Annotated in this window: 19 protein-coding genes; 13 read left to right on the top strand and 6 right to left on the bottom strand. The window is 66.3% G+C overall.

Going from position 1 to position 22,348, the window contains the following annotated elements; genetic code table 11:
* Position 1: 1 nt before the first annotated feature.
* Positions 2-406: an MAPEG family protein gene (locus tag NSE01_RS02585; RefSeq protein WP_147158072.1), complete on the bottom strand. Its 405-nt coding sequence runs from the start codon at positions 404-406 to the stop codon at positions 2-4.
* Between the two features lie 90 nt (positions 407-496).
* Positions 497-2,068, bottom strand: a complete 1,572-nt coding sequence (locus NSE01_RS02590) for an acyl-CoA synthetase (protein WP_218033234.1) — start codon at positions 2,066-2,068, stop codon at positions 497-499.
* Between the two features lie 187 nt (positions 2,069-2,255).
* Between NSE01_RS02590 and NSE01_RS02595 the strand changes: the two genes are divergently transcribed.
* The 4 genes from NSE01_RS02595 to NSE01_RS02610 all read left to right on the top strand — a co-directional run bounded on the left by NSE01_RS02595 (position 2,256) and on the right by NSE01_RS02610 (position 8,084).
* The gene (locus NSE01_RS02595; protein ID WP_147158074.1) at positions 2,256-3,704 is read left to right on the top strand and encodes a helicase HerA domain-containing protein; all 1,449 of its coding nucleotides are present in this window, start codon (positions 2,256-2,258) and stop codon (positions 3,702-3,704) included.
* A gap of 208 nt (positions 3,705-3,912) precedes the next feature.
* Positions 3,913-5,595, top strand: a complete 1,683-nt coding sequence (locus NSE01_RS02600; RefSeq protein ID WP_147158075.1) for an MFS transporter — start codon at positions 3,913-3,915, stop codon at positions 5,593-5,595.
* A gap of 9 nt (positions 5,596-5,604) precedes the next feature.
* Complete coding sequence (locus NSE01_RS02605) at positions 5,605-6,726, top strand: HlyD family secretion protein (RefSeq protein WP_147158076.1); 1,122 nt, start codon at positions 5,605-5,607, stop codon at positions 6,724-6,726.
* Positions 6,723-8,084 carry an efflux transporter outer membrane subunit gene (locus tag NSE01_RS02610; RefSeq protein ID WP_147158077.1) on the top strand — a complete coding sequence of 454 codons (1,362 nt, stop codon included), beginning with the start codon at positions 6,723-6,725 and terminating at the stop codon, positions 8,082-8,084. The genes NSE01_RS02605 and NSE01_RS02610 overlap by 4 nt, the downstream gene beginning before the upstream one ends.
* On the opposite strand, the gene NSE01_RS02615 is transcribed toward NSE01_RS02610, so the two are convergent.
* The gene (locus NSE01_RS02615; RefSeq protein ID WP_147158078.1) at positions 8,081-8,980 is read right to left on the bottom strand and encodes a LysR family transcriptional regulator; all 900 of its coding nucleotides are present in this window, start codon (positions 8,978-8,980) and stop codon (positions 8,081-8,083) included. The genes NSE01_RS02610 and NSE01_RS02615 overlap by 4 nt on opposite strands.
* Before the next feature lie 142 nt (positions 8,981-9,122).
* On the opposite strand from NSE01_RS02615, the gene bdcA reads away from it, so the two are divergent.
* On the top strand, positions 9,123-9,836 hold the full coding sequence (gene bdcA / locus NSE01_RS02620) for an SDR family oxidoreductase (RefSeq protein WP_147158079.1): 714 nt from the start codon (positions 9,123-9,125) through the stop codon (positions 9,834-9,836).
* A gap of 46 nt (positions 9,837-9,882) precedes the next feature.
* Here the strand turns inward: bdcA and NSE01_RS02625 are convergent, their stop codons facing one another.
* Positions 9,883-10,455, bottom strand: a complete 573-nt coding sequence (locus tag NSE01_RS02625; RefSeq protein WP_147158080.1) for a TetR/AcrR family transcriptional regulator — start codon at positions 10,453-10,455, stop codon at positions 9,883-9,885.
* A 143-nt stretch (positions 10,456-10,598) separates the two neighbouring features.
* On the opposite strand from NSE01_RS02625, the gene NSE01_RS02630 reads away from it, so the two are divergent.
* The 8 genes from NSE01_RS02630 (at position 10,599) to NSE01_RS02665 (ending at position 19,493) form a co-directional block, all read left to right on the top strand.
* Entirely contained in the window at positions 10,599-11,294 is a 696-nt protein-coding gene (locus tag NSE01_RS02630) for a crotonase/enoyl-CoA hydratase family protein (protein WP_147158081.1), read from the top strand.
* An 11-nt stretch (positions 11,295-11,305) separates the two neighbouring features.
* On the top strand, positions 11,306-11,887 hold the full coding sequence (locus NSE01_RS02635) for a cytochrome P460 family protein (protein WP_147158082.1): 582 nt from the start codon (positions 11,306-11,308) through the stop codon (positions 11,885-11,887).
* Between the two features lie 113 nt (positions 11,888-12,000).
* Positions 12,001-12,675, top strand: a complete 675-nt coding sequence (locus NSE01_RS02640) for a response regulator (protein ID WP_147158083.1) — start codon at positions 12,001-12,003, stop codon at positions 12,673-12,675.
* Positions 12,672-13,697, top strand: coding sequence for a sensor histidine kinase (locus tag NSE01_RS02645; protein ID WP_147158084.1), 1,026 nt, complete (start codon positions 12,672-12,674; stop codon positions 13,695-13,697). The genes NSE01_RS02640 and NSE01_RS02645 overlap by 4 nt, the downstream gene beginning before the upstream one ends.
* 29 nt (positions 13,698-13,726) lie before the next feature.
* Positions 13,727-14,839 carry an efflux RND transporter periplasmic adaptor subunit gene (locus NSE01_RS02650; RefSeq protein WP_246134996.1) on the top strand — a complete coding sequence of 371 codons (1,113 nt, stop codon included), beginning with the start codon at positions 13,727-13,729 and terminating at the stop codon, positions 14,837-14,839.
* Positions 14,840-14,852: 13 nt separating this feature from the next.
* A complete protein-coding gene (locus NSE01_RS02655; protein WP_147158085.1) occupies positions 14,853-17,930 on the top strand; it encodes an efflux RND transporter permease subunit in 3,078 nt (1,025 codons plus the stop codon).
* Entirely contained in the window at positions 17,923-18,222 is a 300-nt protein-coding gene (locus tag NSE01_RS02660) for a DUF3240 family protein (RefSeq protein WP_147158086.1), read from the top strand. Before NSE01_RS02655 ends, NSE01_RS02660 begins: the two co-directional genes overlap by 8 nt.
* Positions 18,219-19,493 carry a TolC family protein gene (locus NSE01_RS02665; protein ID WP_147158087.1) on the top strand — a complete coding sequence of 425 codons (1,275 nt, stop codon included), beginning with the start codon at positions 18,219-18,221 and terminating at the stop codon, positions 19,491-19,493. The genes NSE01_RS02660 and NSE01_RS02665 overlap by 4 nt, the downstream gene beginning before the upstream one ends.
* Position 19,494: 1 nt before the next feature.
* Here the strand turns inward: NSE01_RS02665 and NSE01_RS02670 are convergent, their stop codons facing one another.
* Positions 19,495-21,156, bottom strand: a complete 1,662-nt coding sequence (locus NSE01_RS02670; RefSeq protein ID WP_147158088.1) for a flavin-containing monooxygenase — start codon at positions 21,154-21,156, stop codon at positions 19,495-19,497.
* 59 nt (positions 21,157-21,215) lie between these two features.
* The gene (locus NSE01_RS02675) at positions 21,216-22,328 is read right to left on the bottom strand and encodes an NADH:flavin oxidoreductase (protein WP_147158089.1); all 1,113 of its coding nucleotides are present in this window, start codon (positions 22,326-22,328) and stop codon (positions 21,216-21,218) included.
* Positions 22,329-22,348 lie beyond the last annotated feature (20 nt).

Here is a 22,348-nt window from a genome sequence, read left to right on the forward strand (position 1 = left end):
CTCAGGCCCCCTGTGCCACGCGAACGATCCCGCCGATGAGCGAGCCGAGCACGAATGTGTAGATCGGCGGCATCGAGATATAGAGCGGGATCAGCCGCTTCTCCGCCGCCTTGTGATAGCCGCGCGCATAGAGCACGCGCATGAAGGGCCAGATCGCGCCGATCCCGGCGGCCCAGTATGGGCTCACCACATAGGCGAACAGCCACATTCCCGGCAGGAACAGCACGAGGTGCTCCAGCGTGTTGTGGTGCGCACGGACATAGCGCTCGTATTCCTCCGGGCCGCTGTGCGAGGGGACCGGGATCTTGAAGCGCCCACGCGCAAGGCCCGCCATCAGCAGCGTGAAGTAATAGGCCAGCAGCGCCAGCGCGCTGACGATCACGACATAGACGTAAGGATCGACCATGGCCTCTTGCGCTTCCTCCCCCGCTGTTTGGGTGGAGGCTGACGCCGGGCAGGCATCACCGCAACTCGCATTTTTGGGGCAAGGCTGCCGTCAAGGCTCGCCGGTACGCTCCCGGGCCCTTAACTCCTCCTTGAGCGCGGCCTTGGAGATCTTGTTTGCGCCGCTGAGCGGCATCGGCAGATCACGGATTTCCAGCGTTCGCGGGCACTTGTAGTGCGCGAGAATACCGCGGCAATGCTCGATGAGCTCGCGCTCGGTGGCCTCCGCTCCGGGCTTGAGCGTGGCGACGGCATGGACCGCTTCCCCCCAGTGTTCGTGCGGGCGGCCAAACACCGCGCACTGCGAAACCGCCGGGTGCGAAGCGAGCGCGTTTTCCACTTCGAGCGAATAGACGTTCTCGCCGCCCGAGATGATCATGTCCTTCAGCCGGTCGACCACGAAGAGGTAGCCATCATCATCGAAGTAGCCGATGTCGCCGGTGTGCATCCAGCCGCCGCGCTTGACCTCGGCGGTGAGTTCGGGGCGGTTCCAGTAGCCGAGCATCACGTTGGGCCCGCGCGCCACGATTTCGCCCGCCTCGCCGGGCGGCAGCAGGCGGTCCTGCGCATCGACCACGCCGACTTCGGCAAGCAGCACCGGTCTTCCCGCCGAGCGCAGGCGGCCGCTGGCCCAGTGCTCGGGCAAGTGATCTTCGCAGTCCAGAATGGTCACGACCGGAGAAAGCTCGGTCATGCCGTAGGATTGGAGGAAGCCGACATCCGGCAGCGCCGCCATCAGTTCCCGCAGCAGCGCTTCGGGCATCGGGGCAGAGCCATAGGAAAGGACGCGCAGCGAAGAGAGGTCCGCTTCGATCAGTGCCGGATCATCGAGCATCGCGCGCAGCATCGTCGGGACGAATGTGGCATGTGTGACGCCCGTCCATTGGATTGCAGCAATGACTTCACCTGCCACGAAGCGCGGCAGCAGCACATGGGTGCCAGCGGCGTGCGTCACCGAAAACACCCGTGCGGCAGCGGCGACATGGAACAGCGGGCCGTGATGCAGATGCACGATGTCTGGCCCGAAGCCGAGATCGCCGTAGGTATTGGCCGTGTTGGCGACGAAGTTGGCATGGCTGAGCATGACACCCTTTGCCGCACTCGTGGTGCCGCTGGTGTACATGAGGACGGCAAGATCATCCCCGCACCGACCTTGATCCGGCAAAGGCTTTGAAGCTGCCATGAGGCTCTCGAGGCTTGCCATGCCGTCTGGTGCATCACCCTCGCCAGCAAAAAGCAGGGGCACCCGGCTGCCGGCCGCTGCCTGCAACTCCGGCCCCAGATCGCAGAAATCAGGCCCCAGCACGATCACGTCCGGCTGGCAGTCCGCCACCTGATCTCTCAGTTCGCCAAGCGACAGGCGGTGGTTGAGCGGCGTGATCGCCCCACCCGCATGGATAGCCGCGAAGAAGCATTCGAGCGAATAATGGCTGTTGAGCGAAAGCAGGACGACCCGGCCGCCCTCTGCAAGGCCCAGCGATGCGAATACGCCTGCCAGACGTGCAACGCGATTGGAAAAGGCTTCCCAAGTGAACGACTTGGCGCCGTCGATCACCGCCAGCCCCTTACCGCGCAGATGGACCGCACGCCGCAAGGCCTGCCCGAGACTGACCGCCTTGTTCACTCGCACGATCTCCGATTTCGCCGGTCCCATGCGCCAGCGTTCAAGCCCACTTGCAAGGCCAACCGATGTTTTTCAATCCGGACTGAATGCCACATGGCCCATTTGATAGGATGAGCGGCCGTTATCACCGCCTAAGCCCTTCGCCGGGTCTTGCTCAGACCTGCGCAAACGGGCCATGCGGCGCGGGATGACTCTCAAGGTAGACATGGGATTCGATGGTGCCGGGGGTGCGGCGCTGGTCGATCTGGAAGAGCTTCTGGCGACGCGTCTGCTCGTCCAGGGCAATTCCGGCTCGGGCAAATCGCATCTGCTGCGGCGGCTGCTGGAAAAGAGCGCCGGGCAGGTCCAGCAGATCATCATCGATCCGGAAGGCGATTTCGTTACGCTTGCCGGCCCACACGGCCACGTCGCGGTCGAGGCGGTCGACTATTCGGTGAGCGAGATCACCCACTTTGCGCGGCGCTGCCGCGAGCACCGGACGTCAGTGGTGCTGAGCCTCGAAGGGCTCGAGATGGAAGGCCAGATGCGCTGCGCTGCCGCTTTCCTCATGGGCCTGTTCGATGCCCCGCGCGAGCACTGGTTCCCGGCGCTGGTGGTGGTCGACGAAGCGCAGATCTTCGCCCCCGCTGCGGGAGCGGAAGTGAGCGAGGAAGTGCGCCGTGCCTCTCTGGGCGCGATGACCAACCTGATGTCACGCGGGCGCAAGCGCGGCCTTGCCGGGATCATCGCGACACAGCGCCTCGCCAAGCTTTCCAAGAACGTCGCGGCCGAAGCGAGCAACTTCCTGATGGGCCGCACCTTCCTCGATATCGACATGGCGCGCGCGGCGGACCTCCTCGGCATGGAGCGGCGGCAGGCCGAATCCATCCGGGATCTCGCACGGGGCACGTTTCTTGGGCTGGGCCCTGCCATCGCGCGGCGGCCGGTGATGCTGAAGATCGGCCCGGTCGAAACATCGGCGCGGAGCAGCAGCCCGGTGCTTGTGCCGCTGCCCGATGCCCCCGCCGGAGACATGCGCGAGTTCCTGCTGGCAGGGCTCGAGGATGCAGCCCCCCTCACCGCACCAGCGCCCACACCGCGCCCGCAACCCGCCACGCTCGTGCTGGAGGAACTCGCCCGCCTGCCGGTAACGCCTATCGCGGAAGATCTGCCAGAACCGGTTGATCCAGAGCCGGTCATGGCCGCCTCCCTGCGCGCCATCGTTGCCGATGAGGAAGCGACCGGAAAGACGACGGCGGTGCTGTTTCAGGACTTCCAGGTCCGCTGCCGCATGCATGGCCTGCGCCACACCCCGCTCGATCTGGCAGGCTTTACCCGCCGCTTCGCCGCCGCGCGTGCCGGCATTTTCGAGGGACTGGAGGATGAATGGGCCCCCGCACTCGAAGCAGGCCGCCGGGTGCCCGATGACATGCTTGGCGCCTTCCTCCTGATCGCGCGAGCTGCGAGCGAGAACCGCCCCTGCCCCAGCGATCAGGAGATCGCGCTGGTCTATGGCACCAGTTCGCTCGGCCGCGCGCGGCGCGTCCTGAGCTACATGGAAGAGCGCGATATCATCGTCGCGCGGACCGATCTTTCCGGTCGCCGTTCGATCACGATCCCGGCACTGGGCTGGACAACCCAGCCGACCGAGCCCTGAGCGCTCGTTGCTTTCCCAGCGGCTACGCTGCTCTGGAAATGCCGCATCGCCAGCCGATTTTCTGCAAGCCAAGCCTCTAGAAATATTGTAGAAACATGCGGCGCCTGCTGCGCTGCAACCCCGTTTCGGCAACCTTTCGTTTTTACCTCTGTCGAAGGAGATCGATGATGAGGAAGCCTCGAAAGTCCAGTCTGCGCAGCGCGAACTGATGGCCGAAGCCGCTCCCTATGTCTTCAAGCCGCATGAGCGGCCGACACTGCCCGGTTCGCCCGCCAATCCGGAGCATCCCGCATGGCGGCGGCGCGGTTACTTTGCCATTGGAGCGCTTGTCGGCATCACCGGCGGGCTGGGCAATGCGCTCACATTGGTGAACCTCAACTTCGCGCAAGGCTCGCTTGGGCTCTACAGCGACGAGGCGACATGGCTTACCGCCGCCTATTTCATGACCAATGTGCCGTCCAATCTGCTGCTGGTGAAGTATCGCCAACAGTTCGGGCTGCAGCCGTTCATCCGCTGGATGCTGGCGGCCTATGCGCTGGCAACGCTGCTCCACCTGTTCGCTCATGACTTCTGGTCGGCCGTGGCCGTGCGTGCGGTCAGCGGCGTCGCGGCGAGCGGTCTTTCCACGCTGACCATCCTCTATTTCATGCAGAGCATGCCCGCGCCCAAGCGGCTGGCTGGGGCAATGATCGGCATCTGCGTGCCGCAGCTGGCAAGCCCATTGGCGCGTGCGCTCTCGCCCCACCTGCTCGAATGGGGCAATTGGCACATGCTCTATTGGTTCGAGCTGGGGCTGGCGCTGGCCACGCTGGCGGCGGTCATGGCGCTGCCTCTGCCGCCCAGCGAACGCGACAAGGTGTTCGAGCCGCTCGATCTGCTGACGTTTGCGTTGTTCGCGCCGGGCACCGCGCTGCTGATTGCAGTGCTTTCGGAGGGGCGCATCGAATGGTGGACGGAGCGGCCGTGGCTCGGCATCGCGCTGGCGGCCAGCGTAGTGTTGATCGGTGCAGCGCTGCTGATCGAGCATCTGCGCAGGAACCCGCTGATCAACACCCGCTGGCTCGGCACGCGCGAACTGCTGCGCCTCATCCTGATCGCGACGGCGATCCGCGTCCTGCTTTCTGAACAGGCATTTGGCTCGATCGGCCTGCTGACGGTCGTGGGGATGAACAATGACGAGATGGTGACGCTCAACTTCATCATCGTGCTCGCGTCCCTGGCAGGCCTCGCCACGGCGGTGGTGACGTTCCGCCCCGAGCAGCTCTCAACGCCGATCACGGTCGCCGTGGTGCTGATTGCCGTGGGTGCGTTCATGGATGCCTCGGCCACGAACCTTTCGCGGCCGGAGAACTTCTATTTCAGTCAGGCGCTGATCGGCTTTGCGTCGCTGCTGTTCCTCGCGCAGGCGATGGTCATCGGCATTGCGCGCACGCTGCTGGCGGGGCCGAAGCACTTCATCAGCTTCGTCGTGATTTTCTCGATGAGCCAAAGCATCGGCGGGCTGGCCGGCGGTGCGCTGCTCGGCACGTTCCAGACCGCGCGCGAGAAGTATCACTCGCACGAGCTGGTCCAGTCGATCGTGATGACGGATCCGCTGATTGCCGCGCGGATGCGAGCCAGTGCCGGCGTGCTCGCACCGACGCAGGGCGATGCTGCCTATCGCAGTGCCGAGGGCGGTGCGCTGGTCGCCCAGCAGGTAGCGCGGGAGGCGAACATTCTCGCCTTCAACGATGTGTTCATGCTGGTTGGCATGCTTGCCGTGCTGACGTCACTGTGGGGCATCGGCATCCGGATCTCGATCTGGCGGCGCCATGAAACGTCCCCTGTCATCCTGCTCCAGCAGCGCATGGCACAAGCCGCCGCCGCTGCCGCAAACCAATCTACACCATGAGGCCAGACGATGAGTGAAGCCCCCGCCGAAGCGCAGGCCCCGACTGGCGATCCGCAGGTATCCGGCACGGCGCCGCAAGGCTGGCGACCGCCTGAAAAGAGCCGGCTGACCGTGATCGCGATCATCGTGGTCGCGCTGCTCGCGGTCCTCGCGCTCCTCTACGCATGGCGCCTGCCGCCGTTCGCCGGGATCACCGAAGCGACCGACAATGCCTATGTGCGCGGGCGTGTCACAATCATCAGCCCGCAAGTAAACGGCTACGTCACCTCGGTCCCGGTGCAGGACTTCACCGAAGTGAAGGCCAGCCAGATCATCGCCACGATCGACGACCGGATCTACCGCGCGCGGGTGGCGCAAGCCGAGGCCAATCTCGCGGCGCAGGAAGCCGCGCTCGCCAATTCGGCGCAGGCCCAGCGCTCGCGCGAGACGGCGACGCAAAGTCAGGATGCCGGGATTGCCAATGCCGCAGCGCAGCTGGAACGCGCCCGCGCCGACATGAAGCGCGCCGATGCGCTCGTCGCCGATGGTTCGATTTCTGAACGCGAGCGTGACCAGACCCGCGCCGCGCTGATGGCAGCCGAAGCCGGCGTGCGTCAGGCGCAGGCCGGGCGCGCGATCGGAACACAGGACGTGCGCACCGTGGTCGTTGGCCGCGAAGGCCTGCGCGCCGCTGTCGACGCGGCCCGCGCGCAGCTGCGGCTGGCCCAGATCGATCTCGACAACACGGTTATCCGCGCGCCGGTCGATGGCCAGCTTTCCGAAATCGGCGTGCGCAACGGCGCCTATGTGACGCCGGGCACGCAGCTGGTGTTCCTCGTCCCGCACGACGCATGGGTCGTCGCCAACTTCAAGGAAGCGCAGACGCGCGGCATGGCTGTGGGCCAACCTGCCCGGTTCCGCGTCGACGCGCTCGGCGGCGCCGAGCTCACCGGCCGGGTCCAGAACATTGCGCCCGCAGCGGGGTCCGAGTTTGCGGTCATCAAGCCGGACAATGCGACGGGGAACTTCGTCAAGGTTGCGCAGCGGATCGCGGTACGGATCGCGGTCGATCCCGGGCAGGCGGCGGCGCGGCGGCTGCGCCCCGGAATGTCGGTCGAAGTCACCGTGGACACGCGCGGAGCAAAACCATGACCTGGCGGCGGATGCCGCTCATTGCGGCCTTGCTGCTGGGGGCGTGCGTCTCTGGCGGCAAGCCATCTGAAGTGCCCCCGCTCACCCCGCCCGCCGCATGGCGGGGGAATGCCGATGCGCAGCGCGATCCCGTCGATGCCCGCTGGTGGAGCAGCTTTGGCGATCCTGTGCTCGCGCAGCTTGTCGAGCGGGCGATCGCCAACAACCCCGACGTGGCGATTGCCGCAGGCCGCGTGCGCGAGGCGCGCGCCAATGTCGCGCTCGCCCGGTCGCAGCTGCTGCCAACCCTCGATGCAGGAGCGGCGGGCGGCCATTCCCGCACCGTGAGCGCCTTCGGGACACCGCTCAATCAGGAGTTCCTCCAGCCGCAGGTTGTTGCAGGCTATGAAGTCGATCTGTTCGGACGGCTGGCGGATTCGACCGAGGCGGCCCGGCAGGCATACCTCGCCAGCGAAGCCGCGCACGGCAGCGTCAGGCTGGCCATCGCCAGTGCAGTCGCCAGCCAGTACATCGCGCTGCTCGGCCTCGATGCCCGGCTGCAGGTGGCGCGCGATACGCTCGCCGCGCGGAGCGAATCCTTGCGGATCGCGCAGTCGCGCGACCGGGCAGGCTATTCGCCCAAGCTCGAACTGCAGCAGGCCCGCGCCGAATACGATGCGACAGCCCAGATCATCCCGCAGATCGAAGGCGCGATCAGGCGGACCGAGGATGGGCTGAGCCAACTGACAGGGGAGCCGCCGCATGAAATCGAGCGCGGCGGTGCGCTGCGCTCGCTTGCCGTGCCACCAGTCCCCGCCGGCCTACCGTCCGACCTGCTGGATCGCCGTCCTGATATTGCGCAGGCAGCCGATCAACTCGCGGCCACCGACGCCGCTCTGCGCGCGGCACGCAAGCGTTTCCTGCCGCAACTTCGCCTCAGCGCCAGCGGCGGCCTTGCCATTTCGAGCCTCCTCGCTGACCCGATCACGCTGTGGCAGGCTGGCGGCAGCGTGCTAGCGCCGCTGTTCGCAGGTGGACGCCTGCGCGCCGGGGTGGAGGCCGCGGCCGGCCAGCGCGATCAGGCCGCCTTTGCCTATCGCCGGACAGTGCTGCAGAGCCTGCGCGAAGTGGAAGACGCGCTCGCCGCGATCGGCGCAGTCGATGCACAGATCGCGCTCGCCCGCCACCAGCGCGATACCGTGGCCGAGGCCTTGCGCCTTGCGACAAACCGCTACCGCGCCGGTTATTCCAGCTATCTCGAACAACTCGATGCCCAGCGCGGGCTGCTCAATGCGGATCTCGCGCTGGTAAGCCTGCAAACCGACGCGCTGACAGCGCGCGTGCAGCTGTTTCAGGCGCTCGGCGGAGGGTGGCGCTAGGCCGCATCCCAATAGGGCGGATCACCGAAGCTGCGCCGCAGGCTTTCGCTGAACGCCCGAATGCGGGCGGCGGCACCATGATCGCGGGGATAGGCAAGGAACAACTCGGCACCCTCGGCCGTGCTGCCGACGTCGACTTCGACGAGCGCGCCCGAGCGCACCTCCTCGTGGACGAAGAATGTCGGCAGCAGCGCGAGTCCCAGCCCGGCGAGCGCGGCGTCGCGCATGAAGATGCCGTTGTTCACCCGCAGCGCCGGTTTGGGCCGCACGACCACCCAGCCGTCCTCCGCCGCAAAGCGCCAGTCATTCAGCCGATTTGCGTAAAGCACGCCGCGATGGCGTTCGAGTTCGGCCAGCGAGCAAGGCGTGCCGTGCGCGGCCAGATAGGCGGGCGCGGCGACGAGCAGGCGCCGGCTGTTCGCCAGCCGCCGGGCTATCAGGCGGCTGTCACGGACCGGTCCGTGGCGCAGCACGGCATCAAACCCACCGGTGGCCGCATCGACGAAACTGTCATCGAGTTCGAGCGACAGTTCGATGTCGGGATGATCAGTCAGGAACCGCGCGATGGCCGGGCCAAGATGGAGAATGCCGAAGCCGACCGGCGCGGAGATCCTGAGCGGCCCGGCCAGCTTGCCGCTGCTCGCATCGAGTTCGTGCGCGGCCTCCTCCACCTCACGCAGAATACGCTGCGCGCGCGGGAGCAGCGACTGGCCCGCGCTGGTAAGCGTCAACCGGCGCGTTGAACGCTGAAGCAACGTGACGCCCAGCAACCGCTCCAGTTCCGCCAGCCTTTCGCTGACAACTGATTTGGCGAGGCCGAGCCGCCGCGAAGCCGCGCTGATCGATCCTTCGTCCACCGCGGCAACGAAGGCGGCAATGCCATCCAGCTTCATCATCGTTCGGAAATTCCGTCAGCAAGTTCCGGGATTGGATGCCTAGTGCGAACGATGCCGCAAGCGCATCTTCCAGTCCAGACAGCATGGCGGCTTCTTCAACCTGACAATCCGCCCGGCTGACCCAACCTGAAGGAGATTGATCATGACTGACCTTGCCCAGAAGAATGTCCTCGTCCTTGGTGGCAGCCGCGGCATCGGCGCTGCCCTCGTCCGGCGCTTCAGCGCCGCCGGGGCCACGGTTGCCTTCACCTATGCCGGATCACGGGATGCCGCCGAAGCGCTTGCCGCCGAAACCGGTGCCACGGCGCTACGGGCCAACAGCGCTGACCGCGCCGAACTCACGGCTCTCGTTTCCAGCCGCGGCTCGCTCGATGTCCTCGTCGTCAATGCGGGCACGCTCGTCCTTGGCGATCCGCTTGAACTCGATGCCGATGCGATCGACCACATGATCGACGTCAATGTTCGCGCGCCCTACCACGCCTCGGTCGAAGCAGCGCGGCGCATGAACGAGAACGGCCGCATCCTGATCATCGGCTCGGTCAACGGCGACCGCATGCCGTTCGCGGGCGGCGCGGCCTATGCCATGACGAAGTCAGCCGTACAGGGCATGGTTCGCGGCCTTGGGCGCGATTTCGGCCACCGCGGGATCACCGTGAACAGCATCCAGCCGGGGCCGACCGATAGCGACATGAACCCGGCGGAGGGGCCCATGGCGGCGACGATGCACAGCTTCATGGCGATCAAGCGCCATGCCAGGCCCACTGAGATCGCCGAACTGGCCACCTATCTGGCCGGACCTCACGGCGCGATGATCACCGGTTCGATGCAGACGATCGACGGCGGTTTCGGCGCCTGATTTCCGATGAAGATGGCGATGACCGAGGCTCGCAGCCGAGCTTCGGTCAGGCCTTTGATTCTAGCATCCGCGCCAGTTGTGCCGCAGTTCGTTCGATCGGCGCGCAGCTGGATTCGATCCGGGCCATGACGAGGCTCCCCTGCACCGCATTTGTGCACACCAGCGCAAGGTTTTCCGCCGAAACGGCGTCGTAGCCATCCTTGATCAGCCTGTCGCGCAGCAGCGCAAGGCGGCCCGCGAAGGCGTTTCGGCCGGCCTCGGCTACCTTTTCATCTTCGGGCGCAAGTTCGAGCAGTATCGTGGTGATCGGGCAGCCGTCGCGAAAGCCCGAGGCTTGCATCCATCCCGCCAGCAAGTGGGCATGTTCGACGACAAGCTCGGCAGTCGTCGTGGTGCGCGCGGCGACTTCCTCGAATGTCCGCAGCACCCGCAGCCCGGCTTCCTCGACAGCAGCGGCCGCAATCGCCGGCTTGCCTTCCGGAAAGTAGTGATAGAGCGAACCCTTGGGCGCGCCGCTTTCCTTGACCAGATCGTTGAGCCCGGTCGCCGCATAGCCCCGCTGGCGGAACAGCCGTACCGCTGCATCCACAATCGACTGCCTGTGCCTAGCTGCTGCCATCGTGCGTTTCCATCGGATCGAACTGCCTTGTGTGCCTGACCGGCAACGCGGCGGGCGTCAATCATCCAATGGTGACTAAATTATATTGACCGGTCTATATATCAATAATAGTACCTAGGCAGGTTCAAGGAGAAACGGTTGCCATGCCGAGTGTGCTTTACGAGTTCGAGGATGGCCTCGCCACGATCACCATCGATGACGGCAAAGTGAACGTGATGACGGCGGAGTTGCTTGGCGCGCTGTGCGGCGCGATCGACCGCGCCGCTGCAGATCGCGCGATGATCCTGCTCCGCTCGGGCCGGGACAGGGTGTTTTCCGCAGGATTTGATGTGAAGCCCCTGATGAACCGCGATGCTTCGGCGAGCCGGACCATGGTTCAAGCGGGGATCAGGGCCATTCTCGCCCTGCTCGAACACCCTTACCCGGTGATCGCCTTGTGCGGAGGCCATGTTTTTCCGATGGGCGCCTTCCTTCTGCTTGCAAGCGACGTGCGGATCGGCGCCGAAGGAGACTACCGCATCGGACTCAATGAAGTGGCGATCGGCCTTGCCGTTCCGGATTTCGCTTTGGAACTGGCGGGTTACCGCCTCGCGCAGACCTGGCGTCACCGCGTCTGTGCGCTTGGCGAAATGCTGTCACCCGGCGATGCTGTCTCCGCCGGCTTCCTCGATCGGCTGGTGCCGCCCGATCATCTTGCCGCCGCCGCCAATGCTGTTGTGGTGCAGCTGAAGGGCATCGACATGGCCGCACACACCCAGACCAAGCAAGCGATGCGCGAGCGCGTCATACGTTCGATCCGGACTATCGCCGGCGCGCGGCAACCCGAACACCAGTTCTAGGAGAATAAGCCATGAAGTTGCCTCTGCTCGCTGCCGGTGCAGCCACGCTCGCCTTTGCCCTGCTCGGCACAACTGCCAACTCCCAAGCCACACCGCCCGCCGCCGCGCACTACACGGCGCAAGGTGAGCTCGAATTCCCGGCAGATTACCGCGAGTGGGTCTTCCTCACCTCGGGCGTCAACATGAACTACAGCGACGGTGAACTCGGGATGGACCACGACATGGTCGACAACGTGTTCGTCGATCCGCAGGCTTGGCGTGCTTTCAAGCAGACCGGTCACTGGCCTGACGGCACCGTGCTGGTCAAGGAACCGCGTGCCGGGGCTCACTCGGGTTCGATCAACAAGTCGGGCACGTTCCAGACCGAGCAGCGCTTTGGGCTGGAAGTCCATGTGAAGGATACGCACCGGTTCAAGGGTGGCTGGGCGTTCTTCAACTTCGCAGATGAGGCGCCGGCGCGCGTGGTACGGGCCGAAGCGCAATGCTATAGCTGCCATACCGAGCACGGCGCGGTCGATACCACGTTCGTCCAGTTCTATCCGACTGCGAAGCCCATCGCAGTCAAGGCCGGTTCGTTCGACGCGACCAAGTAGCGGCTGACCCCGCGCACGCGGGGAAATGCGCCGCCGCATAATTGCCTGCCGCCCCGTCAGCCTCCCGTCAGGCCCGCTTGCTATTGCCCGCCCGCTGATGAAAGCAGGAAGCAATGGCGCGGGTTCTGATCATCGAGGACAATGAGCGGCTGGCCAGGCTGATCGCCGATGGCCTCGCCGCACAAGGCCATGTCTGTGATGCAGTCCATTCGCTGGCTGCCGCAGAAGACGCACTGGCAGGCGCCCCGTTCGACGGGATCGTGCTTGATCTTGGCCTGCCCGATGGCGACGGCGTTGACTGGATGCGCGGGCACCACGGTCCGCGCCCGCCTATCCTCGTGCTGACGGCGCGAGATGCGCTGGAAGACCGCATTCGCGGCCTCGATGCGGGTGCCGACGACTATCTCCCCAAGCCATTCGCGATGAGCGAACTTGCGGCGCGGCTGCGGGCGCTGTTGCGGCGGCCGGGTGGACGGCAGGATGCCGTGCTTGTTCTCGGCAACGTCGCCTTCGATCCGGCAAGCCAGCAAGTCACTGTCGATGGCACCGCGCTCGACCTCACGCGCCGCGAGGCTGCCCTCATCGAACTCCTGCTGCGCCGCGCAGGCCAGGTGGTGCGCCGCGCGGTGATCGAGAGCAGCCTTTATACGTTCGACGAAGCCGTGACCCCCAACGCGGTCGAGGCCAATATCTCGCGTCTGCGCAGGAAGCTGGAGGATGCGGGAGCCGCACTCGAACTGCATACGATCCGCGGCGTGGGCTACATGGCACGGGCGCGCGGGGCATGAAGCGGCCTCCCTCGATCATCCGCCGCCTGACTGCGAGCCTTGCATGGGTCGGCGGCCTCGGCGCGCTGCTGCTGCTGATCGTGATCGGCATCGAATACCGCATCTCGTTCAGCAATCTGGGCGACCACGATGCGTTTGTCCGGGCGATCCACGAACTCAGCGAACACGTGCTGCTGCCAATGGCGGTGCTGATCCTGCCGATGGCACTCGCCGGACGCTGGGCGATCAAGAGCGGGGTCCGCCCACTGATCGATGCCGCAGCGCAAATCGATGCGCGCGCCGGGGAAACCCGCGGGGTCCGCGTCGATACGACGGACTTTCCCATCGAAGCGCGTCCCTTTGCCGATGCGATCAACCGCGTGCTTGGCCGCATCGATGGCGCAGCCGCGCTGCATGAGGCGTTTGCCGCCGATATCGCGCACGAACTGCGCACACCGCTGACACTCCTTTCGCTCGAACTCGACCGGCTCGACCACCCGGACGCCGAACGCATGCGCGGCGATGTGGCGCGGATGCGGCGGCTGATCGACCAGCTCATGCTGCTGGCCCAGATCGATGCCGACCACGCCGCGCAGATCACGCCGACGCAGGTCGATCTCAGCGATGTGGCCGGGGATGTCCTCGCTCAGCTTGCCCCGATTGCGCTCGACCAAGGGCTGCGGCTGGCGCTCGAGGCTGATGCGCCGGTTGTGGTGAACGGACGGCGTGAGGCCATCGGCGCGGCGCTGCGCAACCTGATCGAGAACGCGCTGCGGGCGAGCCCGGCAGGCGGCTGCGTGACTGTGCGAACCGCTCACGGCGGCCTGATTGCTGTGCGTGATGAAGGACCGGGACTCTCGGCAGACCAACTGGCCGCTTTGACGCAGCGCCATCGCCGCGCCGATCACGCGAGCCGCGATGGCGCGGGGCTTGGCCTTGCCATTGTCGAACGCATCATGCGGGCACATGGCGGCACGCTGGAAACAAGCGCTGAGGCGCGCGAACTGAGGCTGCAGTTTCCGGCTGATGCCGCGTCAGGCTGACGTCAGCTTCACGAACTAGGGCGGGCACCATGAAGCAGAATACCTTGATCCTGGGCGGCGCGGCCGCCGTGCTGCTCGCTGGCGGTGGCTGGTGGTGGATGACCTCTCATGGCGCAGGAACCGCTGCACCCGCCGTGAGCGCTGCGCCCAGCGCCGCCAAGGACGGCATGATCGCACTCTCCGCCGACCAGATGCACGCGCTTGGACTGACCCTTGCGGTCGCCACGGCTGCGCAGACAGTGCCAGTGGCCGAACTGCCAGCGCAGATCATGCCGCAGCCCAATGCACGGGTTGCCGCCGCCGCGCAGTTTCCGGGAGTCATCACCCGCATCTTCGTCGTCAACGGGCAGGACGTGACCGCGGGCCAACCGCTCGCCACCATCGCGAGCCGCGACATGGTGAGCCTGACCGCCGAACTCGCCCGCGCTCGCGCCCGGCAGAACGTCGCACGCTCTCAAGCCGCAAGGCTCGGCCAGCTGGCGCGCGAGGGCATCATTGCCCCCGCCCGCGCCGATGAAGCTGCCTCGGTGGCGCGGCAGGCCGATATCGATGTGGGCGAGCAGGCGCGGCTGATCGGCCTCGTCCCCGGCGGACGTGCGGGCGGCGCGGGCTATACGCTCAGCGCTCCCATTAGCGGCCGGATCAGCGCAATGAGCGCGGAGACCGGCAAGGCCGTCGATCCCACGATGGCGCCTTTCGTCATAGATGGCGGCGGGCCGCTGCAAGTCACCGCACAGCTGCCCGAGCGGCTTCTGGCGACCGTGAAGCCCGGCATGTCCGTGCGCATCGGTACGGTTTCGGGAACCGTCACGGCGGTCGGCAAATCGCTCGATCCGGCAACCCGCTCCGCCACCGTCAGCGCGATAATCCCTGCTGGCAGCGCGGTGGCTGGCAGCGCAACGGCCATCGGCATCGAAGGCCCGGCCCCCACGGGCGCGGTGCGCATTCCGGTTGCGGCGCTCGGCGAAGTGAACGGCAGCAAGGTCGTCTTTGTCGCGGTGCGGGGCGGCGTGCGCGCACGGCCGGTAACGGTTGCCGGCGTTTCCGGCGAAAGCGCGGTCATCACCAAGGGCCTCGCGCCCGGCGACCGCGTTGCCGCAAGCAGTGTGAGCGAGCTTTCGACGCTCGCCGGCGCCAACTGACCGCGCCCGCACGATGCTCCGCGAACTTCTCGCCAAGGCGCTGTCCTTCCGTTTCCTCGTGCTGGCGGCCGCGCTTGTGGTCGCCGGGATCGGCGGCTGGACCTTCGCGAACCTGCCCATTGATGCCTATCCGGATATCGCGCCGACGCAGGTGAAGATCATCCTCAAGGCACCGGGCATGACCCCCGACGAGGTCGAAACGCGCATTCTTGCGCCGATCGAGCAGGAAATGCTGGGTCTGCCCAAGCAGGCCGTCCTTCGCGCGACCGCCAAGTACGCCATCGCCGACATCACCATCGACTTCATCGACGGCACCGACATCTACTGGGCGCGCCAGCAGGTGAGCGAGCGGCTGGCCGGCGTGATGGGCGATCTCCCCGCAGGCGTGAACGGCGGACTTGCTCCGATTTCCACGCCGCTTTCCGAACTCTTCATGTTCACAATCGACGGCCCGCAAAGCCTGGAGGCGCGGCGTACCGTGCTCGACTGGACCATCCGTCCGGCCCTGCGCACCGTACCGGGTGTCGCAGACGTCAATGCGCTCGGCGGCTATGTGCGCACCTTCGAAGTACGGCCAGACCCGCTCGCGCTCGGCGCTGCGGGGCTGACCATGGCCGACGTGAAGGCAGCCGTCGAAAGCGGCAATCGCAACGATGGCGCTGGCCGCCTTGCCAATGGCGAGAACGCGCTGATCGTGCGGGCAGTCGGCGCGATCAAGACGCTCGATGATCTGCGCGCGCTGGTGCTCCATGCCCCCGGTGGCCGCGTGCTGCGGCTAGGCGATGTCGCCACGATCAGCAATGGCAGCCTGACCCGCTACGGCGCGGTTACTGCGGACGGGCATGGCGAGACAGTCGAAGGCCTGGTCATCGCCCTGCGCGGTGCGGATGCCCGCAAAGTCGTCACCGGGGTGAAAGAGCGGCTCGCTGAACTGAAGCACAACCTGCCGCCGGGCATGACGATCAACGTGTTCTACGACCGTTCGGACCTGATCGCCCGCGCCGTCGGCACGGTGGAGGAAGCGCTGCTCGAGGCGACGATCCTTGTCGTCGTCCTGCTGGTCGTGTTCCTCGGCGATTGGCGCGCGGCAGCGATCGTGGCGACGACATTGCCGATGGCCGCGCTCATCTGCTTCATCCTCATGCGCGGCTGGGGCCTTACCGCGAACCTGATGAGCCTCGGCGGTCTGGCGATTGCCATCGGCATGCTGGTCGATGGCGCGGTCGTGGTGGTCGAGAACGTGGTCGAGCGGCTTTCGGCCGCCCGCGCCGAAGACCAGTCTCCGCGCCTGCACCACGTGTTCCGTGCTACCAGCGACGTGATCGTGCCGGTCTCGGCAGGGCTCCTCATCATCGCGCTCGTGTTCCTGCCGCTGGTCTCGCTCGAAGGCCTCGAGGGCAAGCTTTTCGCTCCTGTTGCGCTGACGATCATCTTCGCGCTGGTGGCGGCGCTGCTGCTGGCGCTGACGCTGGTGCCGGTACTTGCCTCGCTCGGCCTCAAGTCTGGCGTGCATGGCGAACCGTGGCTGATGCGCCAGCTTGCCCCGCGCTACAGCGCACTACTGGGCGCAGCCTTCGCACGGCAGAAGCTGGTCTATGGTGTTGCCGGCCTCGGCCTTGCCGCCGCCGTCGTCGCCTATGGCGCGGTCGGCAAGACCTTCATGCCGCAGATGGACGAGGGCAGCGTGATCGCCCAGCTGGTCAAGAGCCCCTCCATCGGCCTTGCCCACTCAGTCGCCGGAGACATGGCCGCGCAGCGCGTTCTGAAGGCCAAAGTGCCCGAAGTGGACCGCGTAATATCCCGCGTCGGCGCCGATGAGCTTGGCCTCGATCCCATGGGTCTTAACGAGACCGACACGTTCATCACGCTGAAGCCGCAGAGCGAATGGCGCGGCAGCAAGGAAGCGATCATCGAAGACATGCGCCATGCGATGGCCCTCCTCCCCGGCATCAGTGCCAGCTTTACCCAGCCCATCGAGATGCGCGTCTCCGAAATGCTCACCGGATCTCGCGGAGATCTGGCGGTCAAGATCTTCGGACCCGATGGCGCGACGCTCGGCAAGCTTGCGGGCCAGATCGAGGGAATCCTCAAGGCAACGCGCGGCGCGACCGAAGTGATGACCGTTGCCAACGACCGGGTCGATTATCTCCAGATCGATATCGATCGCCTCGCCGCCGGGCGCGCCGGGCTTTCGGTCGACGCCATCGAAGACACCCTGCGCGGCCAGCTTGAAGGCGTGCGCGCTGGCGTGGTGGCGGAAGGCAACCGGCGCATTCCCATCGTCATGCGCGGGGCCGGCGGCGTCGAGGCCAATCCGGCCGCCTTTTCCGATACCCTGCTGCGCGGTGCTGATGGCCAAACCGTCCGACTGAGCGATGTCGCGCATGTCCACCCGGTCGCCGGACCGGTAAAGATCGATCACGAAAACGGCTCGCGGTACGCCCTCGTGCAGGCCTTCGTCTCGGGCCGCGATCTCGTCGGCTACGTGGAGGAAGCCAAAGCCGCCGTGCAAGCCAAGGTGCCGATGCCCGCAGGTTACCGCGTGGTGTGGGGCGGCCAGTTCGAGAACCAGCAGCGCGCCGCTGCGCGGCTTTCGCTGGTGGTTCCGGCGGCGCTGCTGCTGATCTTCTTCGTGCTGCTCGCCACACTCCGCTCGCTGCGTGCGGCGCTGCTGATCCTCGTCAACATTCCCTTCGCGATGGTCGGCGGGATTGTCGCGCTCTGGGCGGCTGGGCAGTACCTTTCGGTGCCAGCCTCGGTCGGCTTCATCGCGCTGCTCGGCATTGCGGTGCTCAACGGGCTCGTGCTGGTTTCCTACTTCCGCCAGCTCAGGGCCGAGGGCGTGCCCATGGCCGAAGCCGTTCGGCTGGGCGCCGAACGCCGCCTGCGCCCGGTGCTGATGACGGCGAGCATTACCGCCTTCGGGCTCGTGCCGCTGCTCTTCGCGACCGGCCCCGGCTCCGAAATCCAGCAGCCGCTTGCGATCGTGGTGATCGGTGGGCTGGTCAGCTCCACCCTGCTGACGCTGGTGCTGCTGCCGATCCTGTTCGAACGCTTTGGCGAAAGCCCCGAGGAACGTGCCAATGGCTGACGTGCTGCTCACTCTTCACTGCGCCGCTGCTGATGCCGAAGTGATCGGCGAAGCGCTGCGCGCTGCGCTGCAGACGCCGGTGCATGTGCGCGCCGAGGCCGTGCTGGGGCTCGATTTCTCCGATGCAACGACCGCGGAGCGCGTGACCGCACGGCTGGATCGGCGGGCGATTGAACTCGTCCTGCCCGAGGGCGACATTCCGGAAGCCCTCGGCATCCTTGGCCGCGTGCGGCGGAGCGGGGCGGTGCGCTGGTATACCAGCGCTGTGCTTGAACGGGGGCGCGTGGCATGATCCGCGCCGCCTTGTTCGCCGCCGTGCTGCTGCCCGGCCTCGCCTTCGCGCAGGCCGCTCCCGCGCTCGACCAGCGCGCTGATCTGCCGCCTGCGCCGCTCGTCAGCGAAGCGCTGGACAGCTACCCCGGTGTGCTGTCAGCCGCCGCACGCATCGATGCCGCGCGGGCGCAGGCGGGCGCCTTGGCGCGGGGGCCGCAGGAAGTCTCGATTCAGGCGACAGCGCTCCAGCGCGCGGTCGATCGCGAGGGCAGGTTCGCCGAATTCGACGCAACCGTGACGCGCCCCTTCCGCCTGCCCGGCAAGGCTACGCTTGATCGCAAGACCGGCGCGGCAGGGGTTGCCTTCGCGCAGAACCAGATGGCCGATGCGCGCCATCAGGCCGCGCTTGCCTTGTCCGAGCAATGGTTCGACTGGGTTGAGGCCGGTGCCCTCGCCGCTAGCGACGCCGCCAATATCGCCAACCTCGAACGCGCGCTTGGCGCGATCGAGCGGCGGGCGGCGCTGCGCGACGCGGCAGCGCTGGATGTCGATCAGGCGCGGGCAGCGCTGTCCCGCGCCCGCGGCCAGCGCGCTGACGCTCTTGCCCGCGCAGCCGAGGCACGCGCCCGGCTTGCCGCCACCTTCCCAAGCATCCCCCTGCCGCCTGCCCCCCCTGCCCCGACGGCGCCGGCCGAGCCGCCGATGGGCTTCGATGCGCTGGCCCGGCTGGTCATCGAACGCAGCCACGAAATCGGCGCCGCACAGGCCATGGCCGATCGCGAAGGCTTTGCCGCCGATCGTGCCCGCGCTGAGCGCCATGCCGATCCCTCGTTCGGGGTTCGCGCGTTCAGCGAACGCGGCGGCATGGAACGCGGCCTCGGCGTTGTCGCCACGATGCCGCTTGGCGGAGGATACCGGCGCTTTCAGGCCGAGGAAGCTTCCGCCAATGCCCGTGCCGCGGCGCAGGATCTTGCCGGAGTCCAGCGTTCGGTGGCCGCGATGGCGGCTGCAGATCGTGCGCTTGCCGAAACCCGGCTGACCGGTTGGCAGGCGCTGGCGCAATCAGCCGAGGCGGCAAACGCCGTGGCGGACCGCACCATCGCTGGCGGCAAGCTCGGCGCGATCGATCTTGCGGATGTGCTCTTCGCCCAGCGCCAGGCGAACGACGCGCGGCGCGAGGAAATCGCCGCGCGCCTTGCCGCGCTGCGCGCGATCCTCAAGCTGGAGATCGATTCCCACGTGGTCTGGATCGATGCCGACGACCACGGGGAACCGAGCCCGGCGCCCTAATCTAGCGGAATTCAAGCTCCGGGAAGCCCGCTGCCGCCGACTGGTCGAGCGCGTCGTAATAGAAGTTCGCACCGCCGAAATAGATCAGCACGCGCGCACCCTTGTCCGCGCGGTTGGCGCCCATCATCCACGAATTGACCTTGTCGCCCTGCGCCATCAGCGTCTGGGCGTGGATATCGGCGGTCTGCTTCGTCCAGGCGGCTTCCGCATCGGCCTTGGGCCAGAACGTCGCGTAGCCTTCGTGCTCCATCTTGCGGATGCAGGCCGTGATCCAGATGACATTCTGCTCGATCGAGGTCGGCAGGTTGGCGAAGGGCGCCTGCGGGCCGGTGACCATGAACATGTTGGGGAAGTCTGCCACGGCGACACCCATGATGCTGCCCGAGACGGTCTGCCACTTCTCGTTCAGGGTCTGCCCCGTCGCCCCGATGATCGGAAACGCCTCGAGCGACCCGGTATAGGCCTTGAACCCGGTTGCCAGCACGATGATGTCGAACTCGAAGTCGCGCTTGCTCGTGCGCACGCCGGTCTCGGTCACCTCGACGATCGGCTCGGCCTTCTTGATATCGACGAGGTGGACGTTGTCGCGGTTGAACGCCTCGAGATAGCCGTGATCGAGCGGCGGCCGCTTGGCGAAGAGCGGATAGTCGTCATAGGTCGGGCACAGCAGTTCGGCGAGTTCGGGATCATTGACCCGCGCCTTCATCTTGCTCGTGATGAAATCGCCCGCCAGCTTGTTGGCCTCCGGGCTCGCCAGCAGATCGTCGAACGTCTCGAACACCCAGCGGAAGCTGCCGGTCCAGTTCTCCTCGAAGATGCGCTGGCGCTCTTCGGGCGGGGTATCGAGCACATTGCGGCCAACCGGGCTGTCGAACGCCATGCCGAACACGTGGTTGCGGCACTTGGCGATGATCGCTTCGTAGTTGTCCTTGATCTCCTTTTCCCACTCCGGCGTCATCGGACGCTGCATCGCGGGGAGGATGTAGTTCGGCGTGCGCTGGAACACGGTGACATCCGCCGCCGTCTTGGCGAGTTCGGGCACCATCTGCACCGAGGTTGCGCCTGCGCCGATCACGCCAACGCGCTTGCCCGCATAATCCAGGCCTTCCGGCCAGCGCGAGGAATGGAAGATCGGGCCCTTGAAGGTATCGAGCCCCTTGATCGCCGGGATCTCGGGCTGCGAAATCATGCCCATGCCGCTGACGAAGTATTTGCAGGTGAAGGTCTCGCCGGTCCCGGTGGTGACCTGCCACCAGCCCTTGTCGGCCAGATAGCGTGCTTCTGTAATCTCGGTGTTGAGCTGGATGTGCGGCATCATGTCGCACTTGTCGACGACGAAGCGCATGTAGGCCTGCGTCTCGGCGCGGCCCGGATAGCGCTGGGTCCACTTCCACTCCTGCAGGATCTCCTTCGAGAAAGTCAGGCAGTAGTAGTAGCTCTCGCTGTCAGTCGCCGCACCCGGATAGCGGTTCCACGCCCAGGTGCCGCCGACGTCCGAGGCGCGGTCGAATACGCGCACCGAAAGGCCTGCTTCGCGCAGGTAGTGGATGAGTGCGATGCCGGCAAAACCCGCGCCGATCCCGATTGCGTCGAAATCCGGTTTGCCCGCGCCGTTCGTGGCAGAAGCCGCCCCTGCCTCGGGGGCAATGGTGGTCGTGGTCATCGGTCTTCCTCTCTCACGATATGCTTTGAATCAGTATCTTGCAGGGCATTCCTGCAAGATCAGTAGAGTGTTTCCATGCAGGCCTTAGAATAGGGCTTGAGCTGATCGACCGCCCCCTCGCGCACCTTCTGCAGCCAGTTCGGATCGGCCAGCAGCGCACGGCCGACAGCGACGAGATCGAAGTCCCCGCGCTCGAAGCGGCGCACCAGTTCGCTCATGGACTTGAGCGTCGGCACGGATTCCCCCGCCACGAAGTCTTCCATCAGATCGCGGTCGAGGCCGACCGAACCCACCGTGATCGTCGGCTTGCCGGTGATGTGCTTGGTCCAACCGGCAAGGTTGCGGTCGTCCTCCCCGGGGAAGGCCGCTTCCCAGAAACGCCGCTCCGAGCAGTGGAAGATATCGACGCCGGCTTCCGAAAGCGGCGCGACCCAGCGCTCCAGCTCGGCCGGATCGTTCGCTATCTTCGCATCGTACTGGTAGGTCTTCCACTGCGAGATGCGGAAGATGATCGTGAAATCCTCACCCACCGCCTTGCGCACCGCAGCCACGCAATCGGCGGCAAAGCGCCCGCGCTGGGCAATGTCGTCGCCGCCATAGCGGTCATCGCGCTTGTTGGTCGCGGTCCAGAAGAACTGGTCGAACAGGTAGCCATGTGCGCCATGCATCTCGATGGCATCGCAGCCCATCTTCTGCGCTTCGACCGCGCCGCGCGCGAAGGAGGCGATCACTTCGTCGATATCGGTCGGCGTCATCACCCGCCCGCCCGGAATGTCTGGCCCGACGAGGCCCGAAGGGCTTTCAAGCGGCGGATGCGGCGAATCCGGGAAGTTGAAGTCCTCGCAGCCGCCCACGTGCCAAAGCTGCGGGATCATCGCCCCGCCTGCGCGGTGCACGTCGGCAGTTGCACGCGCCCATGCGGCAAGGCCCTCCTCGCCGTGGAACGCCGGAACCGTATCGGCCGCGACCGAGCCGGGCCGATCCACCGCGACGCCTTCGGTGATGACAGCGGCAACCCCGCCTTCGATGCGGCGGCGGTAATAGTCTGCCGATTCCTGCGTCAGGATGCCGCCCGGCGCGAAATAGCGCGACATCGGAGCCATCAGGAAGCGGTTCGACAAGTGCAGCGACTTGCAATCGAATGGAGTGAAGAACGGATCGAGTGACGTCATTATCGTTATCCCGCCTCGGG

Origin of the sequence: Novosphingobium sediminis (assembly GCF_007991615.1) — a bacterium.
GTDB lineage: Bacteria > Pseudomonadota > Alphaproteobacteria > Sphingomonadales > Sphingomonadaceae > Novosphingobium > Novosphingobium sediminis.